Origin of the sequence: Streptosporangium carneum (assembly GCF_027922005.1) — a bacterium.
GTDB lineage: Bacteria > Actinomycetota > Actinomycetes > Streptosporangiales > Streptosporangiaceae > Streptosporangium > Streptosporangium carneum.
Map to the genome: position 1 here is coordinate 77,016 of NZ_BSEV01000020.1, position 25,636 is coordinate 102,651.

At 69.4% G+C, this 25,636-nt stretch carries 25 protein-coding genes; 10 read left to right on the forward strand and 15 right to left on the reverse strand.

Annotated features, from left to right (window positions below; all coding sequences use genetic code 11):
* Positions 1–34: 34 nt before the first annotated feature.
* Positions 35–517: a hypothetical protein gene (locus PKF00_RS31755; protein ID WP_271221377.1), complete on the reverse strand. Its 483-nt coding sequence runs from the start codon at positions 515–517 to the stop codon at positions 35–37.
* Between the two features lie 63 nt (positions 518–580).
* Entirely contained in the window at positions 581–1,540 is a 960-nt protein-coding gene (locus tag PKF00_RS31760) for an ATP-binding protein (RefSeq protein ID WP_271221378.1), read from the reverse strand.
* A gap of 462 nt (positions 1,541–2,002) precedes the next feature.
* Here PKF00_RS31760 and PKF00_RS31765 point away from each other — a divergent pair, with 462 nt between their 5' ends.
* The 3 genes from PKF00_RS31765 to PKF00_RS31775 all read left to right on the forward strand — a co-directional run bounded on the left by PKF00_RS31765 (position 2,003) and on the right by PKF00_RS31775 (position 4,256).
* On the forward strand, positions 2,003–2,824 hold the full coding sequence (locus PKF00_RS31765) for a helix-turn-helix domain-containing protein (protein WP_271221379.1): 822 nt from the start codon (positions 2,003–2,005) through the stop codon (positions 2,822–2,824).
* Positions 2,815–3,027 carry a DUF397 domain-containing protein gene (locus PKF00_RS31770; RefSeq protein ID WP_271221380.1) on the forward strand — a complete coding sequence of 71 codons (213 nt, stop codon included), beginning with the start codon at positions 2,815–2,817 and terminating at the stop codon, positions 3,025–3,027. The genes PKF00_RS31765 and PKF00_RS31770 overlap by 10 nt, the downstream gene beginning before the upstream one ends.
* A 272-nt stretch (positions 3,028–3,299) precedes the next feature.
* On the forward strand, positions 3,300–4,256 hold the full coding sequence (locus PKF00_RS31775) for a hypothetical protein (protein WP_271221381.1): 957 nt from the start codon (positions 3,300–3,302) through the stop codon (positions 4,254–4,256).
* A 116-nt stretch (positions 4,257–4,372) separates the two neighbouring features.
* On the opposite strand, the gene PKF00_RS31780 is transcribed toward PKF00_RS31775, so the two are convergent.
* Entirely contained in the window at positions 4,373–5,620 is a 1,248-nt protein-coding gene (locus tag PKF00_RS31780; protein ID WP_271221382.1) for an MFS transporter, read from the reverse strand.
* Between the two features lie 95 nt (positions 5,621–5,715).
* Here PKF00_RS31780 and PKF00_RS31785 point away from each other — a divergent pair, with 95 nt between their 5' ends.
* Complete coding sequence (locus PKF00_RS31785) at positions 5,716–6,195, forward strand: winged helix-turn-helix transcriptional regulator (protein WP_271221383.1); 480 nt, start codon at positions 5,716–5,718, stop codon at positions 6,193–6,195.
* Between the two features lie 162 nt (positions 6,196–6,357).
* Here the strand turns inward: PKF00_RS31785 and PKF00_RS31790 are convergent, their stop codons facing one another.
* On the reverse strand, positions 6,358–6,921 hold the full coding sequence (locus PKF00_RS31790) for a TetR family transcriptional regulator (RefSeq protein ID WP_271221384.1): 564 nt from the start codon (positions 6,919–6,921) through the stop codon (positions 6,358–6,360).
* 79 nt (positions 6,922–7,000) lie between these two features.
* Between PKF00_RS31790 and PKF00_RS31795 the strand changes: the two genes are divergently transcribed.
* Entirely contained in the window at positions 7,001–7,864 is an 864-nt protein-coding gene (locus PKF00_RS31795) for an SDR family NAD(P)-dependent oxidoreductase (protein WP_271221385.1), read from the forward strand.
* A gap of 223 nt (positions 7,865–8,087) precedes the next feature.
* Here the strand turns inward: PKF00_RS31795 and PKF00_RS31800 are convergent, their stop codons facing one another.
* Both PKF00_RS31800 and PKF00_RS31805 read right to left on the reverse strand, forming a co-directional pair.
* Positions 8,088–8,426 (reverse strand): XRE family transcriptional regulator, encoded by a 339-nt coding sequence (locus PKF00_RS31800; RefSeq protein ID WP_271221386.1) that lies wholly within the window; start codon positions 8,424–8,426, stop codon positions 8,088–8,090.
* 442 nt (positions 8,427–8,868) lie between these two features.
* On the reverse strand, positions 8,869–9,732 hold the full coding sequence (locus PKF00_RS31805) for a TIGR03619 family F420-dependent LLM class oxidoreductase (protein ID WP_271221387.1): 864 nt from the start codon (positions 9,730–9,732) through the stop codon (positions 8,869–8,871).
* A gap of 260 nt (positions 9,733–9,992) precedes the next feature.
* On the opposite strand from PKF00_RS31805, the gene PKF00_RS31810 reads away from it, so the two are divergent.
* On the forward strand, positions 9,993–10,118 hold the full coding sequence (locus tag PKF00_RS31810; RefSeq protein ID WP_271221388.1) for a hypothetical protein: 126 nt from the start codon (positions 9,993–9,995) through the stop codon (positions 10,116–10,118).
* Complete coding sequence (locus PKF00_RS31815) at positions 10,115–10,594, forward strand: Clp protease N-terminal domain-containing protein (protein WP_271221389.1); 480 nt, start codon at positions 10,115–10,117, stop codon at positions 10,592–10,594. Before PKF00_RS31810 ends, PKF00_RS31815 begins: the two co-directional genes overlap by 4 nt.
* Before the next feature lie 129 nt (positions 10,595–10,723).
* Here PKF00_RS31815 and PKF00_RS31820 read toward each other — a convergent pair whose 3' ends face one another.
* From PKF00_RS31820 to PKF00_RS31835, 5 genes are all read right to left on the reverse strand, one after another.
* Positions 10,724–11,875 (reverse strand): right-handed parallel beta-helix repeat-containing protein, encoded by a 1,152-nt coding sequence (locus PKF00_RS31820; protein ID WP_271221390.1) that lies wholly within the window; start codon positions 11,873–11,875, stop codon positions 10,724–10,726.
* 308 nt (positions 11,876–12,183) lie between these two features.
* On the reverse strand, positions 12,184–12,579 hold the full coding sequence (locus PKF00_RS44540) for a DUF6596 domain-containing protein (RefSeq protein WP_309298455.1): 396 nt from the start codon (positions 12,577–12,579) through the stop codon (positions 12,184–12,186).
* Positions 12,580–12,714: 135 nt separating this feature from the next.
* On the reverse strand, positions 12,715–13,362 hold the full coding sequence (locus PKF00_RS31825; RefSeq protein ID WP_271221391.1) for a TetR/AcrR family transcriptional regulator: 648 nt from the start codon (positions 13,360–13,362) through the stop codon (positions 12,715–12,717).
* A gap of 20 nt (positions 13,363–13,382) precedes the next feature.
* A complete protein-coding gene (locus tag PKF00_RS31830; RefSeq protein WP_271221392.1) occupies positions 13,383–14,063 on the reverse strand; it encodes a DUF4166 domain-containing protein in 681 nt (226 codons plus the stop codon).
* Complete coding sequence (locus tag PKF00_RS31835; protein WP_271221393.1) at positions 14,060–14,785, reverse strand: hypothetical protein; 726 nt, start codon at positions 14,783–14,785, stop codon at positions 14,060–14,062. The genes PKF00_RS31830 and PKF00_RS31835 overlap by 4 nt, the downstream gene beginning before the upstream one ends.
* A gap of 250 nt (positions 14,786–15,035) precedes the next feature.
* Here PKF00_RS31835 and PKF00_RS31840 point away from each other — a divergent pair, with 250 nt between their 5' ends.
* On the forward strand, positions 15,036–16,226 hold the full coding sequence (locus PKF00_RS31840; protein ID WP_271221394.1) for a serine hydrolase domain-containing protein: 1,191 nt from the start codon (positions 15,036–15,038) through the stop codon (positions 16,224–16,226).
* Positions 16,227–16,230: 4 nt separating this feature from the next.
* Here the strand turns inward: PKF00_RS31840 and PKF00_RS31845 are convergent, their stop codons facing one another.
* Positions 16,231–16,710, reverse strand: a complete 480-nt coding sequence (locus PKF00_RS31845) for an Lrp/AsnC family transcriptional regulator (RefSeq protein ID WP_271221395.1) — start codon at positions 16,708–16,710, stop codon at positions 16,231–16,233.
* A gap of 93 nt (positions 16,711–16,803) precedes the next feature.
* Here PKF00_RS31845 and PKF00_RS31850 point away from each other — a divergent pair, with 93 nt between their 5' ends.
* Both PKF00_RS31850 and PKF00_RS31855 read left to right on the forward strand, forming a co-directional pair.
* A complete protein-coding gene (locus PKF00_RS31850; protein WP_271221396.1) occupies positions 16,804–17,982 on the forward strand; it encodes a pyridoxal-phosphate dependent enzyme in 1,179 nt (392 codons plus the stop codon).
* A complete protein-coding gene (locus tag PKF00_RS31855) occupies positions 17,982–20,048 on the forward strand; it encodes an MOSC domain-containing protein (RefSeq protein WP_271221397.1) in 2,067 nt (688 codons plus the stop codon). Before PKF00_RS31850 ends, PKF00_RS31855 begins: the two co-directional genes overlap by 1 nt.
* A gap of 162 nt (positions 20,049–20,210) precedes the next feature.
* Here PKF00_RS31855 and PKF00_RS31860 read toward each other — a convergent pair whose 3' ends face one another.
* From PKF00_RS31860 to PKF00_RS31870, 3 genes are read right to left on the reverse strand one after another with little or no spacing between them, the layout of a single operon-like run.
* Entirely contained in the window at positions 20,211–21,524 is a 1,314-nt protein-coding gene (locus PKF00_RS31860) for a maltokinase N-terminal cap-like domain-containing protein (protein WP_271221398.1), read from the reverse strand.
* A 4-nt stretch (positions 21,525–21,528) separates the two neighbouring features.
* The gene (gene treS, locus PKF00_RS31865; protein WP_271221399.1) at positions 21,529–23,232 is read right to left on the reverse strand and encodes a maltose alpha-D-glucosyltransferase; all 1,704 of its coding nucleotides are present in this window, start codon (positions 23,230–23,232) and stop codon (positions 21,529–21,531) included.
* A 42-nt stretch (positions 23,233–23,274) separates the two neighbouring features.
* Positions 23,275–25,434, reverse strand: a complete 2,160-nt coding sequence (locus PKF00_RS31870) for an alpha-1,4-glucan--maltose-1-phosphate maltosyltransferase (RefSeq protein WP_271221400.1) — start codon at positions 25,432–25,434, stop codon at positions 23,275–23,277.
* Positions 25,435–25,636 lie beyond the last annotated feature (202 nt).

Consider the following 25,636-nt stretch of genomic DNA (forward strand, 5'->3'; position numbering starts at 1 on the left):
GTGCAGGTCAAACGGCATATTGCGGCTTTGGCGGCTATTGCTGAGGTCTGGGGGTGACCGGTGGGGAGTCGCGGCTGTCGTCGGCGAGCGCCAGGCGGCGGGCCGTCCACTGCGCGAGCCACCCGTGCGCCGCCACCAGCACGGCGAAGGCCACGGTCAGCGCCGCGAGCAGCGGCAGCCACTCCTCGTCGGCCAGCAGGAGGGACTTGGGGTCTCCGAATCCGGTGCTGACCGCGAGCCACCCGGTGACCGCCGTGGTCGCCCATCGGCCGCCGCGCCTGAGGGCCGGGCGCGCGGTCGCGGTGGCGGCGGCCGGAACGGCGAGGACGGCGAAGGTCACAACGATCGCCACCGTTCCCGCCAGGGAGAAGCCGCTGTCCACGCCGATGGCGAGCACGATCGCGCGCATCAACAGCCGGGCCCCGAGGCCGACCACCAGACCGGCCGTCAGCGCCGCCGCAGCCGTCGCCCACACCGTGCGGCCCAGCCGCCGTTCCCGCACGCGTACTTCTTGCATTTAAGAGGATTTAGAGGGATTTTTCCGGCGAGGCAATGCCGGACGGGATCCGAAACCGGCTCGTTATCGGTCGAGGTTCGATCGCGAGGCACGGTCGGGTGTGGGCTCGGGTGCAAGGCCGAGTGCATGGTCGGGTGCGCGGCCGGGCGTGTGGTCGGGTGTGCGGTGGTCTTCCCGGCCTGTGGCGTCCGGCCGCCCCGCCACGGCGGTGAGCCGCCAGCGGGCCCAGGCCGCCTTGCCGGGGCCGTCCGGGAGCGGGGCGGTGCCGGAGTCGTCGGCGAGGGCGTCCACGATGGTCAGGCCACGGCCGTGGACCGCCTCGACCCCGAGGTCGAGGTGACGGGGCTGGTCGGGGCCGTGGTCGGTGACCCGGACGGACAGCTCGCCCGCTCCGGCCCACAGGGAGAGCCTGACCGGGGGCTCGCCGTAGGTGACCGCGTTGGCGAGCAGCTCGCCGACCACCAGGACGACATCGTCGGCGAGGTACGCGAGCGCCCACGCGGTCAGGGTCTCCCGCACCGCGCGGCGGACCTCGCCGATCGCCGACGGGTCGTACGGCGGGTCCCAGCACGCGGCGCGCAGGCCGTTCGGCGTCTCGGGCACGGCTCCTCCGGGGAGAGGCGGGGTGGAAACGACGGGGGAGAAGGCCCGGCCGGACCGGTCCGACGGGGATGGGGGCGGGGGCGGTCGGTCCGCCGGAGGATGTGGGAGCTGGGGCGGTCGGTCATCCGGAGGTGGCGAGGTCCGGGGCGGGGCGGTCTGTTCGGCCTCGCGCATCAGTGCCTCCAGTTCCTCGGCGGTGGGGGCCTGGACGGTCAGGAGATCGGAGGTGGGCCAGTGGGCCACGGCGTGGAAGCACCGGGTGCCCACGCCGTACCAGATGGCCCATTCGTCCTCGGCTAGGTCCAGCTCCTCGGCGCGCTGCCGGTTGACCGTGTCCCAGCGCCGGGGACGGACCTGCGTCACGGGCTCGCCGCGCCGGTGGCGTCCGCCGTACCGTGCCGGGTTCTCGTGCCAGGTCATGTCACGTTCTCCTCCCGTGGTCTCCCTCTCGGGGAGGACAGGTCCTGGTGATCATGTGCTTTGGGGGTGGCGTGTACCGGTGCCCGGCAGCGTGAGGTGTCCGCTGCCGTGCTCGCCAGGCTTACGGAGCGGTGACATCTCCCTGACCTGCTGATCCGCGAACGCCCCGGGAACAAAACGCCTTTTCCAGACCTCGTCCCACACCTTTTTCCTCCTTTATTCGGACAGGGCCAGCGTTTTTTCCGGCGAAGTTGGAGTTGCCGCGCTATATGCATGACGGAACCCCTCCGAAGAGGCTCCCTTTCCTCCTCGCTCACTTCACAGCGTGCCCCTGACCGGCTACGTTAGGTATCGAAAGCCGCAACACATTGCCACTACAGTTTGTGCTGCGTGTGCTGAAGTGTGCTGAAACTGTGCTGCTGTGCTGACGGAGCGGCGATTCCCCCGACGGATGGAGTTGAAATGTCCGCGTTATCCAAATCTGACCCGTTGGCTAAGCCTCTGGTCACCCTGGGAACCGAAATGCGTCGGTGCAGGAAAGAGTTCGGCCTGACGCAGGACCAGGTGGCGGAAATCACCCAGTTCAGCCAGAGCCTGGTCGGTTTCATCGAAAGAGGCGAGCGCACGCCGAGCCGAAACTTCATGCAGCGCTACGACAACGCCATCGAGGCGGGCGGCGAGCTGGTCCGCCTGTGGGAGGAGCTCACCCACGCGGCCAGTCCTCGCTGGTTCCGCACCTGGCTGGACGTCGAGCAGCAGGCGCGGAGCCTGCACACCTGGCAGCCGCTCGTCGTGCCTGGCCTGCTGCAGACCGAGGAGTACGCCCGGCTGGTCATCAGAGGCGAGCCCGGCATCACCGACGAGCAGGTGGAGAAGGCCGTAGCGGCACGGATGAAGCGACAGGAGATCTTCGCCCGCGCCATCCCGCCCCTTTTCCGCGCGATTCTGGACGAAGGCGTTCTTCATCGTCCCATCGGTGGAAAGGAAGTCATGCGTCGGCAGCTCGAACGCCTTGTGGAGGCGATAGAGTCCCCGCGGATCGGCCTCCAGATCGTTCCCACGGCGCTGGGGGTGACGACCGGAATCCTCGGCGGTTTCGTGATCGCGCGGCTTCCGAGAAGGCCGGATTCGGTATATATCCAATCTGCGGCCCATGGACATGTGTCGGATCGTCCGGAAGACGTGGAGCTCATCCACAGCAGATACGACACCCTGCGAGCCGAGGCGCACCCTCAGCCTGTTTCCATCGCGTTGATCAGAGAGGCGGAGAGACTGTGGACCTGAGCGACGAGCTGAAGACCGCTGTCTGGCGCAAGGCCACCAAGAGCGGGTCCGACCAAGGAGACTGCCTTGAGGTGGCTCCGTTGTCGGGTGGTCGGGTGGGGCTGCGGGACACGGAGGCTCCTGGGCAGGCTCCCTTTGTGGTGAGCGCGAGTGTGTGGGACGCCTTCATCGACGGGGCGAAGAAGGGCGAGTTCGACTTCTGAGTCCGCCTTCGACGATGTGGAGACCTCGGTGACGGCCGAGGTCTCCGTCGTCCAGGGCGGGGCTCCTCGAAAGGCCGTCGGGAAAACGTCGTATGTCGCGTCGGCCGTGCTTTCTCGGTGCGGCGAGGGCTCACCGGTTCCAGGCGTCCGGCGTTCGTGTCGGTTCCGAGCGTTCAGCGTTCGTGCACGGGAGAAATCCTGTTTCGCTGTCACCAAGCGAGAAAACGGGCATTCTGGGCTTCTCATGATCATCATGGAGTGAGGATGTGAGGATGCCGAGAATCCTGCGTTGTTCGGTGACCGCTCTGGCCGTCGCCGTCGTTGTGACCGGCTGTGTTTTCGACGCCACCGAAGGAAAGGAAACCGGCGCTGCGGGTGAGAAGGGGAACGCGGCCGTTTCCGTTCCTCGTCCCTCCGTCGACCTGACGCTTCCCCTGGACGAGTACGATCTGACGCCGACCCAACTTCCGGTGGTGCGCCGGGCCCGTTTCATGCTGGTGAACAAATGCATGAAGACCTTCGGGCTGAGCGTGGAGGTGCCGCCGACCGAGCCGATAACGTACCCGAAGAACGGAAACTATCTCGGCTGGCTCGGCGAGCTGCAGGTGGAGAAATACGGATACGCCGGTCGCCCCGGAGCGTGGGAGGAAGCGGTGGTGGCCTCTGACGGCGTTTATTCGGTCACCGTCACCGACGATCAGTACCGTGTTCTGGATGGGAAGGTCCGGAAGTTTCACGGAAAGACCGTGCCCGTGGGGGGATGCGGCGGCAGCGTCGAGGCCGTTCTTGCCGGGAAAGGTCCCGTCCGGTCGTGGTACTCCTTCGAGGAGGGCCGGGTGGGGACCTTCGCGGCCGACGCCGCCGATCGCGCCTACAAGGACAGCCGTATGCGAGACGCCGAGCGGGTGTGGAGCGGCTGCATGAAGCGGGCCGGATTCGACTACGCCACCCCCTCGGACGCGCAGGGCGACCCTCGGTGGGCGTCGACCGCGAAGGAGGAGAGTCCCGGACCTCGCGGCACTCCGGCCGAGATCGCCGTGGCCACGGCCGACCACAGGTGTCGCCTGGAGACGGACTACTACGGAGCCCGGCGGACCGCCAACGCGGACGCCCAGCGGAAGATCATGGCTGAGCACTCCGCGTTTCTGGAGGAGCTCAAGAAGCTCAACCAGACGCACCTCGAGAACGCGGCGAAGGTCCTGGCAGGTGACATCAAGTCCCCCTGGTAGGCAAGGACGCCGCCTGCCGACGCGGGGTCGTCGGCTCAGGCATGTCGGCGGCCAGGGAAGCCGACGTCCTCGGCGACCTCGCCGACGCCTGCCGCCGGGGGCCACGGCCGGCCTGTTCAGCGGGCGGCGGCCGGGTCCGGGGCCGGGGTGCGGGTCCGGGTGCCTGCCCACAGCAGGAACGCGAGGCAGCTGATCACGGTTCCCAGCGCGCACACGGCGCCCCAGCCGGCCACCGCGTACAGAGCGGTCGAGGCGATGGCTCCGAAGGCGCTGCCGAGCGAGTAGAAGACCATGTAGCCGCCGATCAACCGGCTGCCCGCGTCCGGGCGAAGCGCGTAGATCAGGCTCTGGTTGGTGACGTGGACCGCCTGCACGGCGAGGTCGAGGACGATCACGCCGACCGCCAGTGCCCACAGTGACTGCCGGGCGTAGGCCAGGGGCAGCCACGAGGCGACGAGCAGGGCCAGGCCGACGCCGGTGGTCCGCTGGGAGAGTCCGCGATCGTTCAGGCGGCCGGCCACGGTCGCGGCCAGCGCGCCCACGGCTCCCACCAGCCCGAACGCGCCGATCGCCGTGTGGGACAGAGACAGCGGAGGCGCGCTCAGCGGCAGTGCGACGCAGCTCCACAGGGTGCTGAAGGCGGCGAAGAGGAGCAGGGCGAACAGGGCGCGGAGCCGGAGGAGGCGCTCCTGCGCGAACAGGGTGAGGGTGGAGCGCAGGAGCCGGCCGTAGTTCATGGACGGCGCGGTGGTGTCGCGGGGCGGCAGGGCGCGGTGCAGCGCCAGGGCGAGCACGCAGGTGAGGGCCGCCGAGGCGAGGTAGACGGAGCGCCAGCCCGCGAGGTCGGCCAGGAGGCCGGACACGGTGCGGGCGAGCAGAATGCCGATGACCACACCGCCGGTCACGAGGCCGACGACGCGTCCGCGTCGCGCCGGTGCGGCGAGCGAGGCGGCGAAGGCCACCAGCGTCTGGGTCACCACCGCGAGGAGTCCCACGGCGGCCATGCCCGCGAGCAGGAGTGCCGCGACGGCGGCGGTGCCGACCAGCGTCAGCGCCGCCGCCAGCAGGAGCAGCTGCGTCACGACCAGGCGTCTGCGGTCGAGCAGGTCGCCCAGCGGCACGAGGAAGAACAGCCCCAGCCCGTAGCCGAGCTGTGTGAGGGTGACGACGGTGCCGAGCGTCGCCGGGCTGATCGCGAAGTCACGGCCCAGTGTCACCAGGAGGGGCTGCGCGAAGTAGACGTTGGCCACCGCGCTCCCACAGGCGACGGCGAAGAGCAGAGTGAGGCCTCGGGGGAGCGCGAGGCCGGGAGTCCCCTCGTTCGTGCCCGCGGTCCGCGGTGCCGTGGTCTCGTCGCTGGCCACTGGGCGTCCTCCCGAGGATTGGTTTCAACTTGCTACCAGATGGACGGTAATCATTTTGGTAGCATGTTGCAACCGATGTGAACGGGGAGGGTGTCATGGTGAGGCGGACGCGTTTCGACGACAGCGACTGTCCCGTCGCGCGATCGGTCGACGCGATCGGCGACTGGTGGTCCTTGCTGATCGTGCGGGACGCGTTCGACGGCAGCCGCCGCTTCGGAGAGTTCCAACGCGGCCTCGGCGTCGCCAAGAACATCCTCGCGGCGCGTCTGCGCGTCCTGGTCGACGGCGGAGTCCTCGACGTCGTCCCCGCCTCCGACGGCAGTTCCTACCACGAGTACGTTCTGACGCCGAAGGGCAGAGACCTCTTCCCCGTCATCGTGGCGCTGCGACAGTGGGGCGAAGGGCACTTCTTCGAGCCCGGCGAGCCGCATTCGGAGATGGTCGACCGTCAGGGCGGGCGGCCCCTGCGCGCGCTGGAGGTCCGCTCCGCGGACGGGCGACGGCTCGATCCCGACGACACCGCCGTCGTCAAGGTCGATCAGCTCGGAACGCCTGCCGGGGCGGTGCCGGAGTAACCTTCCGGCGCGATCGTGGCACGGGCCGCGCCGCCGTCCAGCCGAGCCCCCGGCGACAGGCGTTCGCCGTCACCGGGGAACTCGGCCGGACGGGTCACGCCTCAGCGATCTTTGCGGGTCGGCTTCAGACGTGTGTTCGGCTTTCGGGAAACCGTTCGCGGCTCAGCTCAGGAACGCCGGGCGGAGCATGGCGAAGACCCGGTCCGTCAGAGCCAGGCGATCGGTGGAGCCGTCGGCGCGCAGCCATTCGCGCGCCACCGTGTCGAGGGCCGCCCCGGCGGCGGCCGCTGCCAGGTCGGCCTCCAGCTGAGACACTCCGCGATCTGTCAGGGCCCGAATGATGTGGGTGCGAGCCTCATCGCGTTTGTGCAGGAGTCTGGTGCGCAGCGCGGGAGTGGACTCGACGAGCCGCGTCACGTCGACCTGTGCGTTGATCCGCGCCTCCCAGGTGCGCAGCACCGCGTGCAGGCACTCCCAGGGCCCCTCCTGTGGCGGTCGTGCGGAGATCTCCTGGGCGACCTGCTCTCCCATCGTCTCGAGCTCTCCGAAGAGGGCGTCCTCCTTGGTCGAGAAGTAGCGGAAGAAACTGCGCTTGGACATCCCGGCCGCCCCGGCGATGTCGTCGACGGTCGTCTCGTCGAAGCCGCGCTCGGCGAACAACTCCAGCGCTCGGCTGGCGAGCTCGGCCCGCACCGCGCGCCTGGTGCGATCCCGCAGACCTTCCATGACCGGAGAGTCTACACTCGTTGCCTTGAGTGGCACTTGGTGACATATTTTGTGCAACGCTCTCAAAGTGGAGGCTCTCATGCGTGGAAAGACCGTTCTGATCACCGGCAGCACCGGCGGGATCGGCAAGGAGACGGCGCGCGGGCTGGTCGCGCTCGGCGCTCGGGTGATCCTGGTCGGCCGCGATCCCGTACGCGCGCGACAGGCGGCGGACGAACTCGGTGCGGGCGGCGGCCAGGTCGAGGCCATCGTCGCGGACGTGACTCGCCTGCGTGAGGTGGTCGGACTCGCCGTGCGGGTGGCCGAACGCTGTGACCGGCTGGACGTGCTGGTCAACAACGTCGGTGCGAGCCCGCCGCGCCGCACCCTCACCGAAGACGGCGTGGAGGTCACCTTCGCCGCCCATGTGCTGACGCCGTTCACGCTCACCCACCTCCTGCTGCCGCTGCTCAGGGGCCGGGTCGTCAATCTCACCGGAGGCATTCCCGGCGGGCCGATCGAGCTGGACAACCTACAGGCGGAGCGGCGCTATCTGGGATGGACGTTCAGCCAGTACAACCACACCAAGACGATGCTGATGGCGATGAGCCTGCGCTTCGCCGAGAAGGTGGCCGGCACCGGCGTCACGGTCAACGTCGCCTACCCGGGACACGGCCACACGCCGATGAACCAGTCGATGAGAGCGGCCGGGTTCCCCTATGTGTACCGTCCGATCGTCCCGCTGCTGCGAGTGGCCGCGCCACGGCTTTTCGGGGATCTGAGCAAGCCTGCCCGCTCCAGCGTCCATCTGGCCTCCAGCGCTGAGGTGGAGGGGGTGAGCGGGGCCTATTTCAGCATGAGGTGCCGCCGTACGGACTGGCCGGCCAGCGCCCTCGACCGGCGTAACCAGGAAGCGATTTGGACGCTGTGCGAGAACCTGACCCGAGAGACGGTGCGAAAGTGAGCCGAACGTACGCACCCGTGGACCTGTACGGCGACAGCCTGGAGGACTTCTGGGCCTCCCCATGTCCGCTGCACCTCGGCGTCAGCCCGGAACGCCGACCGGGACAACGCCGAGTGGCTTTCCGGCGCGATCGCGGCGCGGACCGCGCCGTCGTCACGGATGTCGAGTGGATGTTTCGGTGTGGTGTGGAGCGGTCAACGGGTTGGAGGTGTGTGACGTCGCACTAGGCGACCGTGTATTCGACGTCACCGAAGTCCGCCACCACGCGAAGTCGTCCACCGAGAGCCTCGACGTAGGAACGCAGGGTCGCCACCTCGACGCGGTCGACCTCTCCGTGCTCTATGGCTGAGACCCTCGGGCTGGAGACTCCCATGGTGGCGGCCACGTCACGTTGGGTCAGAGCCTGCTCGTGCCTGATCTCCATGAGCCTGTACGCCCTGACTTCCGCCGAGAGGCGCTCCATCGCGGCCGACCTCTCGACCTCGGACCGCACCGGCAGCCCAGCGGCCTGCCGTCGCTCTCGGGCCCGCCGCTTCGCTTCCCTCCAGTCGACCCCGCTCATCCGTACTCCCTGCCAGTCAACTCCGCCACGTGTTCGGCATACCGCTTTTCCGCCAGCGGTGTGTTCGTTCCAGTTGGCGACCTCGGCAACCAGGACGACCTCCCATCCACCTTTTCCATAGGAACCCTGGCATTAAGTCGGCAGCAAGAAGCGGGTTTTCGAGGTGGTGGTCCGGCCGGTGCTGTCGCCGAAGAGGCGGGGCATGCCGACAAGGTGACATGCCCCGGTCTCATCGTGGATCAGGGGCGGCGGAGGCCGGTGTGATCCACGCCGGGCGGGGCCGGTGCGGTGACCGAGAACGTTCACCGGGTCGCGCGCCGTTCGAAGGCGTCGAGCACGCCCGTGTAGGCGCTCGCCGTACCAGTGCCCGGAAACACCGTGAACCCGGTGAAGGCGTACGGCCACCGCGAGAATTCACCCGGCGAATTTCAGGCGTATGGCGCTAGGCGATGTTCTTCGCCAGGGCCTCCAGCAGGTCGATCTGGCGGTCGGGGTGGACGCCGGCGAGGTTCAGCTCGAAGTGGAGCTCGTCGGCTCCGACCTCGGCGGCCGACTTCAGGTCCGCCAGCGCGGACGGGACGAACGTCTCCGCGGTGGTGTCCGGTCCCTCGTAGGGGTGGCCGATCCGCAGGATGACGGGGCCTGCGCCGCCCGCCTGCCGGTACCACCCGATCTCGGTCGCGCTGCTCTCCCAGTCCCTGACCGCAGTGACGAGGCCGTCGCCGATCCTGGCCGCCCGTTCCACGGCGGGCCGGGCCAGGGCGCCGATGTACACCGGGAGCCCGTTGAGCGGCTTCGGGCCGACGGTCGAGGTGGGAATGCGGTAGTGCGTGCCGTCGTGCTCGACCGGGTCGGGACCCCAGCACGCGCGCAGCGCGGCCAGGTACTCCTCGAACCCCGCCCCTCTGCGCGTCGCCGGAACGCCGGAGGCGGTGAACTCCTCGGGCAGCCAGCCCTGTCCGAGCCCGACGTCCAGCCGCCCGCCCGACAGCCTGTCGATCGTGGCCAGCCGCCTGGCCAGCGTGATCGGCGGCTGGAACAGGGCGTTGACGATCCCGGTTCCCAGGCGGATCCGCCGCGTGTGCGCGGCCGCCCAGGTCAGCGTCTCCAGCGTCTCCCAGACGTACGTCTCGGGCAGTCCCATCTCGTTGCGCCAGTCGGGCCCGGCGGGAAGCAGCAGCCGTTCCGACGCCGAGACGCTGTGGAAGCCGAGTCGCTCCGCGGCCTGGGCCACGGCCACGATGGCTTCGGGACCCGCGTGGGGGCCGAAGCTGGGCAGGGCGACACCGATGCGCGGGGTGCTCATACTCACTCTCCTGCTCTCCTGTGTGTTGACTACAGGATGAGGTCGGAGCATGGCCGGAGTCCTCGACATCCGGCGGGGCGAAAGACGAAAGTCCTTGGACGCGGTCGGGGGCCCTGGCCGGCGGCGAGTCGCGTCACGGGCTCGCCATGGAGTTCCGGTGGTGTCGCGGGAGTGTCGGCGGGGGTGGAGGCGAGGCCTGCCAGGGCGCGGTAAGCAACTTGGGTTGACCGACTCGACATTAGGCAACTATGGTTGCTTGTATGTTCGCCGTTGAGATCCCCGCCTTCCGGGAGCCCGCCGACGCGCCGACGCCGGGACCCCTGGCCGACAAGCAGACCGGGCGGCTCGTCACCACCGGCGTCACACTCGGGAGACGCCGGCGATGAGCGCCTTCGACAGATACCTTCAGACGATCATCGAGCAGGGTGCACGCGAGGCCCAGGAGGACGGGTCGCCGACGATCGAGGCGCACCATCTCCTGCTGGCGATCGCCGCCGACCAGGAGAGCGGCACCCGCCGGATCCTGGGCTCGGCCGGACTCGACCGTCAGGCGATCCGCGACGCGCTGGACCGCGAGTACGAACAGAGCCTGAGCGCGGCCGGTGTGTCCCTTGCCGCCTTCGACCTCCCGCGGCCGAACAGAACCCTTGAGCCTCCGGCACGCCTGGGGGCGTCGGCCAGGGGCGCGCTCGACCGTCTCGCCTCCGCGTTCCGCAAGAAAGACCTGGGGCCGGTTCACCTGCTGCTCGGGATCCTTCAGGCCCAGGTCGGCACCGTGCCGCGCGCGCTCGCCCTGGCGGGCGTCGACCAGGCCGACCTCACGGCCCGCGTGCGGCGGGCGCTCACCGACCAGGACGCGTGACCCGACGCGCCGAACCGGCCGGCCGCCGAGGGCGGCCGGCCGGCGTCGTCGGTCCCCTGACGCTGTGAACGGGAACGTTCACCGGGTCGCGCCGTTCGAAGGGATGCGCGCGAGGTCGGGGCGGGAGGGTCAGCCGCAGGTGAGGCTTGGGTTGGGGCGGGGGCCGCAGGGGCCCCGGTTGCCGCCGCCGTCCACCACCGAGCCGGGCTTGGCCCAGATGAGGAACCCTCCGTTGGCCAGACCCGTGTTGCGGGCCAGGGTGAGGCTGGGCTGAGGAGTGGAGCCGGTGAAGACGTGGAGTCCGCCGCGGACGGTGTTTCCGCCCAGGTCGGTGATCTTGCGGGGGGAGGTGCCGTTGGCGAAGAAGATGTTGTCGGCGACCGGGTTGGGGTTGACGGCGGCGGAGCTCTGGTTGATCAGGAGCCCGACCGTCCGGTTGCTGTGGAAGACGTTGCCCTTCACCGTGGCGGCGTCGAATCCGTCGCCGCCGAGCAGTCCGACGGAGTTGTTCATGAAGACGTTTCCGTTGAAGGTGACCGGCCGGCTCGGGGATCCGCCGCTCTTGACCTCGAAAGCCGTTTCGGTGTTCCTGAAGACGTTGTCCTGGAAGACGTCGCCTCCCGAGCCCGCGCCGACGGTGACCGGAAAGGCGTCGAAGACGGTTCCGTTGTAGGTGCCTCCGGTCGACCTCTCGGTGAGCAGTCTTCCGTTGGAGAGCCTGCTCGACGAGATCGTCACGCCTGTCGAGTCCTGGACGCTGATGTCCCGGCTCACGGCGCACTGTTCGACCGTCGCGGTGGCCGCCAGGAGGGTAAGGCCCTCCGCGACGCAGGTGCTCGGCGTCCCGGTCAACGTCAGCGTCGCGTTCTGGACCCGCGTCCTGCCGGACGCCGGGTCCTTCCCGACGACCTGCACGTCGGAGAGCGTCGCGCCGGCGCGGTCGTCGGAGTCGGGGCGGTGGACGGACACGCCGACCTCGCTCGTTCCCACGATCCTGCCGTTCTTCACGGTCACCTCCGCCGCCTGTACGGCGAGGCCCGTGCCGGTGAAGGTGTGGCCGCCCAGGTCGAGGGTCACGCCGTCGGTGTCGATTCGCAGCCCGCTGCCGACGCAGGTCAGGTCGGCGGTGAGGGTGGTGTCGGCGCTCACCGTCCCGCCGCAGGTCACCTCTGCCGCGCTCGCCTTCGCCGGCGTGGTCCCGGTCAGGGCGACCAGCAGGGCGCACGCCACGGGCGTTCCCAGCCTGCGTAAGAGCCGTCCCGTTTTCCTTTCGCGATTCATGCTCTCTCCTCCGGGTTTTCGTTGAATCTCGCGAATTTCCCCTCGAGGTGCCGGGAAATGCTTTTCCGGCAGAAAGGATCGCCGCCAAGATTGCCTGGAGGGAACTGGTGGCAAAAGTTAGAGGATCAACACATTTGTCTTTTGTAAATGAGTTGATCTAGGTAGTGACATCGTGGCGGAAGTGATGTAAGGGGCTGGAGAGCAGCCGAAACACGTGGTCGCAGCGGCGTCGTGCGGCGTTCGGGGGTGGCGTGCCGACCGTGCTCCCGGAGAGCGGAGACACTGCTCCGGCTTCGATTTACGACAGATCATCGGAGTCTCCCGACGATTTCCGCGATTCGGTCCTGTTGATTCCGCGGGGAGCGGTCGGCGTGTAAGTGGGTTACTCGCAAGGCCGAATCGTGGATTCGAGTCGTCATGTCCTGAATTTTTGTGCGCCCCATCCGCCGCCGGTGAAATGTCCGCCCCACCGGAATGGCAGACGATATCAACAGCGTGGGACACCCAGAAGAGGGTGGCAGCCGCCCCTGAAACGGTGGTGTCCCGCCAGGCGCCCGTCGGCGTCGAGAGCCTTCGTCGGGGAGCGGGTCGTGGAGCATCCGCGCCAGGCGGATCGCCTCGCGGGACAGCTCCACGCGCTGCAGGTCGGAGCCGACGCTGCTGGCGTAGCCCTCGTTGAAGATGAGGTACGGCACGTGCAGCACCGCGCCGAGCCGCCGCGCCCGCTCATGGTGCTCCGGCCTGCGGAACGGGATGCCGGACGCCTTGAGTCTCCGAAACGCCGGGTGAGCACGCCGACGACCCGCGGCGCGTGCTCGTGAAGCAGGCGGCCGGGCCGTTCAGGGCGAGGCGGAGCGGGCGGAACCACCGGCCCTGCGCAGGCGGCTCCGTACGGCCCTACGGGCCACCGGGCCCATGTCCTCCAGCGCCGTCATCAGGACGGCGAGCTGCTCCAGGGCGTCGAACGCCCGTTCCGTGCCCTCACTGTCGACCCCCTCGTACAGCTCAAGGCCGACGAACGCGGCCGAGGTCGCGCGTGCCAGGCCCGCGACGTCGACGAACTCGGCCAGCGGGGTCTCCGCCAGGACCCTGCCGAGCACCTCCTCGACCTCCGCGACCCACAGACCGAGTCCCGCCGCGGTCGCCGGAGCGAGCTGGGGAGCCGACTGGCTGCCCGCCAGCATCTGGGCCAGCACCGCGACGCTCCCCGCGGCGCGCTCCTCGGCGTGCAGGGTCCTGCCGAGGTCGAGCAGCTCGCGAAGGGAGCCGACCGAGGCGAAGCGCTCGCGGTAGACGGCGACCCGCTGCTCGGCTCCGTGCCTGAGCGCGGCGGTGAGAAGATCGTCCACGCTGCCGAAGTGGTAGAAGACGAGCGCCTGGTTGACGCCGGCGGTCGTGGCGATGGAGCGCGCGGAAGCGCCCGCGATGCCCTGGGTCCTCAACGTCTCCAGAGCGCCGTCGAGCAGTTTGGTCCGGGTGTCGCCCATCGTCTCTCCCGCGCCGGTGGTCAGTGGCGCGCCTCTTCACGCCGCGGCTTCACGTTAGCGGGCACCGCCGTCCCGGCGACGTCGACGTAGCGGGCGGTGAAGCTCCCCCAGTAGCCGAACAGGGGGCCGAACCTGTGGTTGGAGACCGTGACGGCGATCCGGAACCTCTCCGCCTCGTCGTCGTACGACTCGCGGACCACGGCCGTTCCCGAGACGACGGGTGGGATCCGGCAGTTCAACGGGCCTTCGAGGAAACGCTGTCCGCCCGAGCGGATGACGAGGGCGCCGCGGTCGTCGACCTCGAATTCGAGGCCGGTGGCGATGTGCTGGTGGGAGCCCAGGTAGTCGACCACGCGGCCGCTGCCGGAGTCGTAGATCATCGTGGCGTCGAAGCGGCGCGGCCCTCCCGCCATCTCGAAGGTGCGGACGAAGGTGACGGTCTCGCGCCCGTAGGAGTCGAGGTAGGGGTAGTTCTCGATGGTGAACGGGACGTCGCGCCCGGTCCTGGGGAGCAGGACGTTGCGACGTCCGCCGACGAGGAGGAAAGGGCGGACGAACGCGCCCCCGTGCCATATGCGTTCCATCACCCCGCTGCCCACGCATCCCCGCCCGCTGTCCACCCCCACGCTGAAGCGGCGCTGTAGTTGCGGGTGCAGGCGTGCGAAGTCGGAGCCGAGGGCGCGCTGGAAGATCGAGGTCATGGTCGCTCCAATCGGGTGAGGGTGGCCGGTGGACGCGCCGACCGGTCGTCGGGCGGACGGCGCAGGCAGCGTCTGGCCGCCGGGGTTCCCGGCAGCGGCGGGAGGAGGACGGCGGCGGCGGTGACCGTGAGGGCGACCGGAAGCAGGAGGGCGAAGGGCGCGGGAGCGGTCGGGAGCAGGAGGACGGACAGCGCCGCGCAGACGACGGCGATCCGTACGGCCAGCTCCACGAGCGCCTGCCGGAGCGACCGCTCAGGCGTCCTGCCGGTCTCCAGCCACAGGCGCAACCGGTCGAAGGACCAGGCCGTCGCCCAGCCCATGAGCGGCCTGACGGCGCGGTCCGCCGTCCTGCCCCAGCCAGGGCGGTATCCGTACCCGGTCAGGAAGCGGACGCCGTCGCCGGTCGGCACGTAGCGCCAGAAGCCGGAACCGGAACGGATCGGCGAGAGCGGGTCGGCCGAGGAGAACCTGAGTGCCGAGGTGCGGGTGCCGTCCGGCCTGTGGCGTTCGCCGAAGGTGACGCCCAGACCGGCGACCGTGAGACCGGGCAGCGGCCGTACGGCGTAACGGAAGCGCTGGGGGCCTCCGGCGGTGCGCGGCAGGTAGTCGATCTCGGTGAACCTGAGGTCCCAGCGCCGGTGGAGGCGGGGGTGCTGGGTTCGTCGCCACAGCTCGTCGAGATCGGTCCGGATGAGCGTCTCGACATAGACGGCGCGAGCCATGGAGACCTCCTTAAGCGATCGCTCAAATCAGAGCATAGGGAGATTTAAGCGATCGCTCAAGACGGTTGGCGGTGCGTGGAGACGGCTCTGGGGCGGGGCTCGTGGGCGCCGGGGGTTCGGGGTAGGGGGAAAGTGTCGGTCCCCGGTGAGAGGCTGACCGCCTGCCGTGATCTGAGCGCCTCTCACGGCGGTACGGCTTCGCCCTCGCGGACTCGGACAGACGACCGCCCAACCCCCGGAGACCACGAAGATGACACACCATCCGTCGCACGCCGGGTTCGACCGCCTGCACCAGGCGATGACGGCCCGTGTCGCCAGGGGCGAGCTGCCCGGCATGGTGATCCTCGTCGCCCGGGGCGACGACGTGCGCGTCGACGCGATCGGCATGACGGCGTTCGAGGACGGCGAGCCGATGCGCCGTGACGCGGTCTTCCGCATCGGGTCGATGACGAAGCCGATTCTCGCCGCGGCGACGATGACCCTGGTCGAGGACGGCGCGCTGGCGCTGGACGAGCCGGTCGACCGGCTGCTTCCCGAACTGGCCGACCGCAGGGTGCTCAGGCGGGTGGACAGTCCGCTCGACGACACGGTCCCCGCCGACCGCCCGATCACCGTCGAGGACCTGCTGACGTTCCGCATGGGCTACGGCGTGCTGTTCGACCCCACCTTCAACTTCGACCCGCCGTACCCCGTGATCAACGCGGCCAAGGAGCTCGAGCTGGTCACGGGAATGCCCGAGCCGCGCACGCCCCACGACCCCGACGAGTGGATCAGACGGTTCGGGACACTGCCGCTGATGCACCAGCCCGGCGAGAGGTGGCAGTACAACGTCGGCTCGCTCGTGCTCGGCGTCCTGGTCGCCCGCGCCGCGGGCCTGCCGCTGGAAGACTTCCTCAGAGCCCGCCTCTTCGAGCCGCTGGGCATGAGGACGACGGGGTTCTCCCTGCCCGCGGAGCAGGCCGACCGGCTGCCCGGCTACTACATGACGAACTTCCAGACGGGGAGGATGGAGCGGCAGACGCTGTCGGCCCCGGACCAGTGGACCAGGCCTCCGGCCTTCCCCTCCGGCGCGGGAGGCCTGCTGTCGACCGTCGACGACTACCACGCCTTCTCCCGCCTGCTGTTCGACCGGGGAGTCCACGCGGGCGGGCGGCTGCTGTCGGAGAAGTCGGTCGAGCTGATGACGGTCAACCACCTGACGCCGCAGCAGACGGCGGTGGGCGATCCCGTGCTCGGCGGACGCGGCTGGGGGTACGGCATGGCCGTCGTCACCGAGCCGGACGCGGTGTCGTCCGTTCCCGGTCGCTACGGCTGGGACGGCGGCTACGGCACGTCGTGGTTCAACCACCCCGAGCGGAACCTGATCGTGATCGCCATGACCCAGACCGCCGACTTCCTGTTCAACGGTTCCCTCGACGACTTCGGAGCACTGGAGTCCTGACGGTCTACCGCTCCGTGGGAAGCGGGAGCGTCAGGCCGACCTTGATCGGGCGCATCACGACGCTGGTGGTGAAGCGCCGCACATTGCCGTTGTCGAAGAACGTCCGCTGCGTGAACGCCTCGAAGTCCTCCATGTCGCGGGCGGTCACGATCAGCACGAAGTCGTAGGCGCCCGTCACGTAGTAACACTGCTGGACGTTGTCGTCGGCGTCCATCCGGTAGCGGAACGCGTCGAGCACCTCCGACCGCTCGCGTTCCATCTCCACCTCCACGATGAACGTCATCGACTGGCCGAGCGCCTTCGGGCTGAGCACCGCGACCTCGCGCGCGATCACGCCGCTCTCGCGGAGCCGCTTGATGCGACGCTGGACCGCCGCCGTGGACATCCCGACCTCGACGGCGATCGACTCGGCGATCGTACGGGTGTCACGCTGCAGACGGTCGAGGATGGCGTAGTCGAGCCGGTCCAGGTCGGGTGTGCGCATGAACCGCAGGTTATCGGTGAAGCACGCGGCCAAACCGCGAAATCAGCTCAGAAACCGAGACCCGCCCGCACCCCCGCTGCCTAGCCTTTCAGTGTGCGAGAAAGCTGGCTGAACACCGGACGAGACGTCCACACGGAGAGAGAACGCGAGCTGGTCGGCGTCGGCCACGCGGCGCGGGCCCGCTCCTTCTTCCTGAGCCGCCAGGCCTACCGGCCGACCCCGCTGCGCGCCCTTCCGGCCCTGGCCGGTACGGCGGGCGTCGCCTCGATCCGGCTCAAGGACGAGAGCGGGCGCATGGGGCTGGGAAGCTTCAAGGCACTGGGCGGCATGTACGCCGTCACCCGGCTGGCGGAGGCCGAGGCCCAGGAGCTGTACGGCCCGCGCCCCACCGAGGAGCAGCTCAGGACGGTCGCCGCGCGCGTCCCGTTCGTCTGCGCCAGCGCGGGCAACCACGGTCTCTCCGTGGCGGCCGGCGCACGCGCGCTCGGAGCGGAGGCGATCGTGCTGCTCGGCGAGGACGTTCCGGAGGAGTTCGCCGAACGCCTGCGCGCGCACGGCGCACAGGTGCGGCGCAGCGGAAGCACCTACGAGCAGAGCATGTCCGACGCCCTGGAGCTCGCCGCACGCCACGGCTGGCGCCTGGTCTCCGACAGTTCCTGGGACGGGTACACCACCGTTCCCCTCGACATCATGCGCGGCTACACCGTCCTCTTCGACGAAGTCGGCGAACTCGGCGGGGAAGCCGCGGGCGGGGAAGGGGAGGACGGTGACGGGCCGGCCGGGAACACGGGGGCCGTCGGGAGCGGGAACGGCGGGGGCGGCGGTGACGGAGCGCCCACGCACGTGTTCGTCCAGGCAGGCGTCGGCGGACTGGCCGCCGCCGCGGCGGGATACGCGCGTGATCGCTGGGGTGAGCGGCCCAGGATCGTCGTCGTCGAACCGGAGGCCGCCCCCTGCCTGCTGGCGAGCGTCCGCGCGGGCAGGCCGGTGCGGGTCGAGGGAGGACGGACCACGCTCGGACGCCTGGACTGCCGCGAGCCGTCCCTGCTCGCCTGGCGGCTGCTGTCCCGCCTCGCCGACGCCTTCGTCACCGTGACCGACACGGAGGCCGAGGAGGCGGCCGGGCTGCTGGCCGCCGAGGGCGTCCGGGTCTCGCCCTGCGGAGCCGCCGGAGCGGCCGGCCTGCTGGCCCTGCCGCCGGCCGCCCGCGCGGCGCTGGAGGTGGGACCTGACTCCCGTGTTCTGCTGGTCGGCACCGAGGCGGCGCTCTGATGGCCTGGCTCGAACGCCTGGTCCGCTACCCGCTGAAGGGCTTCGGCGGGCAGGACCTGGACCGGACGGCGCTCCGCGCGGGAGCGGGCCTGCCGTACGACAGGTTCCTCGCCGTCGCCAACGGCCGGAGTCCCGTACGGCCCGGCGGACGCTGGACCCGGTGCGAGGCGTTCGTCCGGCTGACACGTAATCCTGAGCTTCCCCTGTTCCACGTGGACGCCGACGACTCGGCTCTCACACTGGTCTCTCCCGGCGGGGAGAAGCTCAAGGTCGACCTCGACGACCCCGAGGCGGCCGACGAGGTGCTCGCCTCCTGGTTCCCGTCGGAGGAGACCAGGCTGGTGCGTGCCGAGGCGGGCTACTGGGACCACGAGGACGCCCACATCTCGCTGATCAACCTGGAGACGGCCGACGCCCTCTCACGGGCGGCGGGGCGACCGCTCGACCCCCTGCGTTTCCGCGGCAACCTCTACGTGCGGGGCCTTCCCGCATGGGAGGAGTTCGGCCTGCTCGGGCGCAGACTCATGGTGGGCGGGACCGAGCTGGAGATCCTGCGGCTCATCGACAGGTGCCGGGCCACCTCGATCGACCCGGTGAACGCGACCGTGGACGTGAACGTGCCCGCCCTGCTGGGACGCCGGTTCGGGCACGTCTTCTGCGGCGTCTACGCCCGGGTGGTGAGGGGCGGCCCCCTGGGTTTGGGAGACCCGGTCGTCGACCTGGGGGAGAACGGAGCGACCCCTTTCGCGTTAGCCCGTCCGGCCACCACACCGGACTTCGCGGAGTGGCCCAGGGCGTCACGAATCGTCTCCAGGGTTCGGGAGAGCCGTGACGTGGTGAGCCTGTGGTTGCGCGACCCGCTCGCGGGACTGCGCGAGGCTCCCCTGCCCGGCCAGCACCTGCGGATTCACGGCGGCGACGAGGACGGTCCGCTGTGGCGCTCGTACACGGTGTCCGCGGTCGAGGGCGACCTGCTGCGCATCAGCGTCAAACGACAGGGCCGCATGTCAGCCCTGCTCCACTCCGTCTCGGAGACCGCCCCCGACTCCACTCCTGACCCCGCCCCGAGCTCCACTCCCGATCCCGCCCCGGGGTTCACTTCTGCTCCCGCCCCGGAGTTCATCCTGATGAGCGGTCCCTTCGGCGACATGGTCCTGCCCGACACGGCTCCCTCCGGCGAGGCGGAGACGCACGATCACCACCAGGGAAGGGGGCTGCCGGAGGCGGAGGAAGGGCCTCTGCTGCTGGTCAGCGCGGGCATCGGGATCACGCCGATGGTCGCGATCCTCAGGGCGTGCGCCGAGCGCGGCACCGCCCGTCAGGTCACTCTCCTTCACGTCGCCCGCGACGGACGCTCCCTGGCGCTGTGGCAGGAGGCCGTACGGCTGGTGCGGGGGCTGCCGAACAGTACGGCGAGGCTGTTCCTCACCCGTCCCGGTCCCGGTGAGATCGCGGCGTACGCCGCCACCGAGGGAAGGCCCGGCCCCGACGTCCTCGCGGCCTCCGTTTCGGCTCCCGCGCTGGAGTCGGTGTCGGCTTCCCTGCCGGACGCCGGGCCGGTCGCCGGTTTGGGTGCCGGGTCGGGGGCCGGGTCGGTCGTTGGTTCAGGGGCTGGTCCGGGTGCAGGGACGGTCGCCGGGACCGTGGTCTATCTGTGCGGGCCCACCGCGTTCATGCGTGAGGCGAAGGCGGCACTCGTCGGCGCGGGCGCCGATCCGGATCTGATCCACTACGATCTGTTCGCCTCGCCGGACGCGGTTCAGCCGAGCGCGGTTCAGCCGAGTGCCCTGCGAACGCCGCCCGCACCCGGTCCCTTCACCGTCCACTTCGCCGTCAGCGACCTGTCGGCCCGCTGGGAACCCGGTTCCGGCAGCCTGCTCGACCTGGCCGAGGCTCAGGGACTTCAACCCCGGGCCTCCTGCCGGAGCGGCGTCTGTCGCACCTGCCTGCGGACCGTGTCGGCGGGTACGGCGGTCTACCTGTCCGAACCGCTCGCGGCCACCTCACCGGGAACGATCCTGCTCTGCAGCGCCGTTCCGGCCGGCGATCTGACGATTCAGTGCTGAACGGGCGACCTCAGGGCCGTCGGGTGCGTCCGTCGGCGGCCCGAGCAGGGCGGTGACCAGGTCGCGGAGGCCCACCGACGCATCGAGTCCCGAGCCGCCGTCGGCAAGATCGTTTTGATCCCGTGACACGCCGGGCGGGGCCGGCGGGGACGTGGGGCGAGGTCAGCGGCCGGCCTGGAAGGCGGCCATGGGGATGGGCAGCCAGGCAGGGCGGTTGCGGGCCTCGTAGGTGACCTCGTAGACGGCCTTGCTCATCTCGAGGGCGCGCAGCAGGACGGCGTCCTCGGCGCGCAGACTGCCTCCGCCCGCGGAGTAGCCCGCCAGGAAGGACGAGCGGTTCAGCTCCGCCCATTCGACGGCCCTCGGGCGCAGCGACCCGGCGTCGGGGTTGTCGGCCAGCAGGTGGCGGGCGGCGTAGTCGAAGGAGCGGAGCATCCCCGCCACGTCGCGCAGCGGGGAGGACAGGGCGCGGCGTTCGGCCAGCGGCTGGCCCGGCTCGCCCTCGAAGTCGAGGACGACCCAGTCGGTGGTCGTGCGCATGACCTGGCCCAGGTGGTAGTCGCCGTGGACGCGCTGCACCGGTATCTCGGAGACCACGTCGGCGACCCGCTGGTAGGCGTCCTCGACCACCCGCGCGTGCTCGACGAGGTCGGGCACCTCGGTGATCGCCTGGGCCAGGCGGCGGCGCTGGTCCTCGACCATCTGCTTGACGTCCTGGGACTCCATCACGCCGGTCGGGAAGGCGGCGGCCAGCTCGCGGTGGACCTCGGCGGTGGCGACGCCGAGGCGGTAGGACTCGGAGCTGAAGTCGCCGCCCGCGTCGGAGGCGGAGGGCTCGAGTGAGGCGTACAGGTCGCGGACGCTGGTCAGGGCCAGCGCCCAGCCGTCGTTGGCGGTGGCGAGGAACTCCTGGGTCATCGCCAGGGTGGTCGGCTCGCCGTCGAGGTCGGTCTCGATCCAGCCGTACGGCTGCGCGATGTGCCCCGCCCCGTGGCGGGCCAGGGCGGTGACGATCTCCAGCTCGGGGTTGACGCCGGGGATGAGACGGCGGAAAAGCTTGCAGATGTAGGTCTCGCCGTACACCAGCGAGGTGTTGGACTGCTCCGCGCCCAGCACCAGGCTGCGCAGCGAGGTGTCGATCTCCACCCCCTCCAGGTGACGGAAGCGGAGCGGGCCGAGGTCGCGGTCGTCGGCCATCGCCTCGAGCAGGGTCCCGGTGAGGTCGGGGTCGTACAGGGCGTCGTAGTAGCCTTCGCCGATCCTGGCGTGGCTGAAGCGCCCGTCGGTCTCGCCCTCGGCGCCGAGCAGGAGCTGGTAGCGGTCGCGTTCCCCGGCCTGGCGCACCGAGATGATCAGGTGTCGCAGGCCGGGGCGCAGTTCGATGTCGGACTCGACGTGCAGTTCGTCGATCGGGCGCCCCTTACCGGCGAACCATCGTTGATGGGTGATCCAGCCGGAAAGGAGCTCCGTCAACACGGCTTTACGCCTCCTGGGATGCGGGTGGCAGGGTGAACCAATAGAACCCATGCCCAGGAAGCGTCAAAAGATACGGAAGTTCGCCAATCGGTGGGAACGGAACACCGCCCATCGTCTCGACGGGCACCGATCCCTCGAAACGGCGCAGGTCCAGCTCGACCGGCTGGGGAAAACGTGACAGGTTGTTGACGCACAGCATGCGGTCGTCGCCCAGCTCGCGCACGTACGCCAGGACGCTCGGGTTCGAGGAGTTCAGCTCGGTGAACGCCCCGAGGCCGAAGACCGGGTGACGCTTGCGAATGTCGATCATGCGCTTGGTCCAGTGCAGCAGCGACCCCGAGCTCTTCTGCTGCGCCTCGACGTTGAGCGCCTGGTAGCCGTAGATCGGGTCCATGATGATCGGGAGATACAGGCGTCCCGGGTCGCAGTTGGAGAACCCGGCGTTGCGGTCCGGGCTCCACTGCATCGGGGTGCGCACGCCGTCCCTGTCGCCCAGCCAGATGTTGTCGCCCATCCCGATCTCGTCGCCGTAGTAGAGCACGGGCGAGCCGGGCAGGGACAGCAGCAGCGCGGTGAACAGCTCGATCTGGTTGCGGTCGTTCTCCAGCAGCGGGGCCAGCCGTCGCCTGATGCCGACGTTGGCCCGCATCCTGGGGTCCTTGGCGTACTCGGAGTACATGTAGTCGCGCTCGTCGTCGGTCACCATCTCCAGCGTCAACTCGTCGTGGTTGCGCAGGAAGATGCCCCACTGGCAGTTCTCCGGGATCTTCGGCGTCTGCGCCATGATCTCCGAGATCGGGTAACGCGACTCCCGCCGGACCGCCATGAAGATGCGCGGCATCAGCGGGAAGTGGAACGCCATGTGGCACTCGTCGCCGCCGGTCGCGGGATCGCCGAAGTACTCGACCACGTCGGCGGGCCACTGGTTGGCCTCGGCCAGCAGCACCCGGTCCGGGTAGAGCCGGTCGACCTCCGCCCTGACCCGCTTGAGGTAGGCGTGGGTCCTGGGCAGGTTCTCGCAGTTGGTGCCGTCCTGCTCGAACAGGTAGGGGATGGCGTCCATCCTGAACCCGTCGATGCCGAGGTCGAGCCAGAACCGCAGCACCTCGAGCATCGCGTCCTGCACGTCCGGGTTCTCGTAGTTGAGGTCCGGCTGGTGGGCGAAGAAGCGGTGCCAGTAGTACTGCTGCCGCACCGGGTCGTAGGTCCAGTTGGACGTCTCGGTGTCGACGAAGATCACCCGGGCGTCCTTGTAGAGCTCGTCGTCGTCGTTCCAGACGTAGAAGTCGCCGAACGGGCCCTGCGGGTCGTGCCGGGAGGCCTGGAACCAGGGGTGCTGGTCGCTGGTGTGGTTCATCACCAGGTCGGCGATGACCCGCATGCCGCGCTTGTGGGCCTCGTCGACCAGCTTCACGAAGTCTCCCAGGTCTCCGAACTCGGGAAGGATCTTCATGAAGTCCGCGATGTCGTACCCCCCGTCGCGCAGCGGCGACTCGTACAGGGGCAGCAGCCACAGGCAGTCGACGCCGAGCCACTGGAGGTAGTCGAGTCTCTCGATGAGACCTCGGATGTCTCCGGTGCCGTCTCCGTTGGAGTCGGCGAATCCCCGGATGAGCACCTCGTAGAAGACGGCGCGTTTGAACCAGTACGGGTCGCGCGGCTTCTCCTCGTCGAAGGTGTTCGGAATTGGCTCAGGTACCTGACTCACCAGTGGACTCCCGCTGTTTGCCGGTATGCGTACCCGGCCGGCTCACCGCTGGTTCGCCGTGGCACGCAGAGTGAAGATGTGTGCTGGGTGGACGTGAGGATCGAGGCGCACGTAGTTGGCCTGCCGCCAGAGGTACGACTCGCCGGAGAGCTCGTCGTCCACGACGAACTCGGCGTTCCAGTCGAGACCGAGGGCGGACATGTCCAGGGACACCGTCGCCTCATGGGTGTTGTGAGGATCGAGGTTCACGACAGTCAGGACCACGTCGCCCAGGCCGTGCCTTCGTGTGGCCGTGTCGTGGGCGCCGGGCAGCCGCTTTGAGAAGCAGACAATGTCCGGATGGTCGACGCTGTGGAATCGTAGGTTACGCAGTTCCTGGAGCGCCGGGTGTGCTCTTCGCAACAAATTAAGTTGCGTGATCAGCGGGGCCAGGCTACGGCCTTCTCGCTCTGCCTCTACCCAATCGCGTGGTCTGTACTGATATTTCTCACTATCTAGGTATTCTTCACTACCCGGTCGAACCGGGACATTCTCCGCAAGCTCGTAACCGGCGTAAACGCCCCACGTCGGCATCGCCATCGCCGCGAGGATCGCTCTGATATTGAATGCCGCGACTCCCCCGTGTTGAAGGTATTCGTGGAGAATGTCCGGTGTGTTGACGAACACGTTCGGCCGCAGGAAGTGTGAGGTCCTGTGGGAGAGCTCGTCGAAGTACTCCTCGATCTCGGGCCTGGAGTTGCGCCAGGTGAAGTACGTGTAGGACTGGTGGAAGCCGACCTTGGCCAGCGCGTGCATCATCGCGGGGCGGGTGAAGGCCTCCGCCAGGAACAGCACGTCCGGGTCGGTCGAGCCGATGTCGGCGATCAGCCGCTCCCAGAACGCCACCGGCTTGGTGTGCGGGTTGTCCACCCGGAAGATCCGCACGCCGTGGTCCATCCACAGCCGGACCACCCGCTTGACCTCGGCGTAGATGCCCTCCGGGTCCTTGTCGAAGTTCAGCGGGTAGATGTCCTGGTACTTCTTCGGCGGGTTCTCCGCGTAGGCGATCGTGCCGTCGGCGCGGACGTTGAACCACTCCGGGTGCTCCCTGACCCAAGGGTGGTCGGGCGCGCACTGCAGGGCCAGGTCGAGGGCGACCTCCATGCCCAGGTCACGGGTCTTGGCGACGAAGGCGTCGAAGTCCTCGAAGGTGCCGAGGTCGGGGTGGATGGCGTCGTGCCCGCCCTCCTCCGAGCCGATCGCCCAGGGCGAGCCCGGGTCGTACGGCCCCGGCGTCAGGGTGTTGTTGGGCCCCTTGCGGAAGCTGTGCCCGATCGGGTGGATCGGGGGCAGGTAGACGACGTCGAAGCCCATCTTGGCGACGGCGGGGAGCCGGTTCGCGGCAGTCTTGAAATTTCCGGACTTGGGGGCGACGTCCTGTTCGACGATCGCTCCCTCGGAACGGGGGAAGAACTCGTACCACGATCCGAACAGCGCCCTGCGCCGGTCGACCCTGACCACGTGCCTGGCCGAGCGGGTCACCAACTCCCGCAGCGGGTGCGCCCGCAGCAGCTCCGCCGTCTCGGGGAGCTGGGCGACCGCGAAGCGGGCCCGGGGGTCCAGGTCGGTGTCGCGGAGCTTGGCGGCGACCGCCTGCAGCGCGGCCCTGTGCCCGCACACGTGGGACTGCGCCGCCTTCTCCTGCGCCTTCCCCCGTACGCTCTCCCGCGCGGCGGCCTTCCCCGCCGCCGCGGCTCTGGCGCCCGCCCGCTTCGAGGCGGCGGACCCGCCGCTCGCGGGAGGCGGGCCGACCGGCCTGCAGTCCGCGGGCCGTACGGCCTTCGCGGCGCGGTCGAAGAGCCGGGCGCCCTCCTCGCACATCAACTCGGCGTCCAGATCGCGCGGGATCTTGATGCCCGCGTCGTGCAGCCAGGTGGCCACCGGGTCACCCCACGCCTCGACGCGGAAGTGCCACTCGCCCTCGGTCGGCAGCGTCACCTCGACGCCCCAGCGGTCGGTGCCCGGCGCCAGCTCGCGCATGGGCAGCAGCGGACCGCGCACGCCGTCGGGACCGGTCAGCACGGCCCCGGCGGCCACCGCGTCGTGTCCCTCGCGGAACACGACGGCGGTGATCTCGAAGGTCTCACCCGCGGCGGCCTTGGCGGGATAGCGCCCGCACTCCACCGTAGGCTGGATGTCCTGGATTGGAATTCGTCCGATCATCGCGTCTCAAGGTAGCGACGGCACGCCCGGTGCCGCCGAAAAAGTCGGCAAGAAAAGATCTTCGCTTCTTCGAACGCCCCCGTAGACCGGCCTCGGGGCAGGACGATGCCCTGACTCCGCCTGGACGGCCGGTTTCCCGGAGACAGGGCGTCGCGACCCATAGATGCGGTGCCCCAATAGTCCATCTTCATGCGTGTAGGTG

Excerpts from the sequence above, each read along its gene's own strand:
- PKF00_RS31835 (WP_271221393.1), bottom strand. The coding sequence starts at position 14,785 with ATGGCTCGCGCCGTCTATGTCGAGACGCTCATCCGGACCGATCTCGAC.
- PKF00_RS31760 (WP_271221378.1), bottom strand. The coding sequence starts at position 1,540 with ATGACCTGGCACGAGAACCCGGCACGGTACGGCGGACGCCACCGGCGC.
- PKF00_RS31820 (WP_271221390.1), bottom strand. The coding sequence starts at position 11,875 with ATGAATCGCGAAAGGAAAACGGGACGGCTCTTACGCAGGCTGGGAACG.
- PKF00_RS31790 (WP_271221384.1), bottom strand. The coding sequence starts at position 6,921 with ATGGAAGGTCTGCGGGATCGCACCAGGCGCGCGGTGCGGGCCGAGCTC.
- PKF00_RS31810 (WP_271221388.1), top strand. The coding sequence starts at position 9,993 with ATGTTCGCCGTTGAGATCCCCGCCTTCCGGGAGCCCGCCGACGCGCCG.
- PKF00_RS31830 (WP_271221392.1), bottom strand. The coding sequence starts at position 14,063 with ATGACCTCGATCTTCCAGCGCGCCCTCGGCTCCGACTTCGCACGCCTG.
- PKF00_RS31755 (WP_271221377.1), bottom strand. The coding sequence starts at position 517 with ATGCAAGAAGTACGCGTGCGGGAACGGCGGCTGGGCCGCACGGTGTGG.
- PKF00_RS31815 (WP_271221389.1), top strand. The coding sequence starts at position 10,115 with ATGAGCGCCTTCGACAGATACCTTCAGACGATCATCGAGCAGGGTGCA.
- PKF00_RS31795 (WP_271221385.1), top strand. The coding sequence starts at position 7,001 with ATGCGTGGAAAGACCGTTCTGATCACCGGCAGCACCGGCGGGATCGGC.
- PKF00_RS31775 (WP_271221381.1), top strand. The coding sequence starts at position 3,300 with ATGCCGAGAATCCTGCGTTGTTCGGTGACCGCTCTGGCCGTCGCCGTC.
- PKF00_RS31855 (WP_271221397.1), top strand. The coding sequence starts at position 17,982 with ATGGCCTGGCTCGAACGCCTGGTCCGCTACCCGCTGAAGGGCTTCGGC.
- PKF00_RS31825 (WP_271221391.1), bottom strand. The coding sequence starts at position 13,362 with ATGGGCGACACCCGGACCAAACTGCTCGACGGCGCTCTGGAGACGTTG.
- PKF00_RS31785 (WP_271221383.1), top strand. The coding sequence starts at position 5,716 with ATGGTGAGGCGGACGCGTTTCGACGACAGCGACTGTCCCGTCGCGCGA.
- PKF00_RS31800 (WP_271221386.1), bottom strand. The coding sequence starts at position 8,426 with ATGAGCGGGGTCGACTGGAGGGAAGCGAAGCGGCGGGCCCGAGAGCGA.
- PKF00_RS31765 (WP_271221379.1), top strand. The coding sequence starts at position 2,003 with ATGTCCGCGTTATCCAAATCTGACCCGTTGGCTAAGCCTCTGGTCACC.
- PKF00_RS31840 (WP_271221394.1), top strand. The coding sequence starts at position 15,036 with ATGACACACCATCCGTCGCACGCCGGGTTCGACCGCCTGCACCAGGCG.
- PKF00_RS31870 (WP_271221400.1), bottom strand. The coding sequence starts at position 25,434 with ATGATCGGACGAATTCCAATCCAGGACATCCAGCCTACGGTGGAGTGC.
- PKF00_RS31845 (WP_271221395.1), bottom strand. The coding sequence starts at position 16,710 with ATGCGCACACCCGACCTGGACCGGCTCGACTACGCCATCCTCGACCGT.
- PKF00_RS31805 (WP_271221387.1), bottom strand. The coding sequence starts at position 9,732 with ATGAGCACCCCGCGCATCGGTGTCGCCCTGCCCAGCTTCGGCCCCCAC.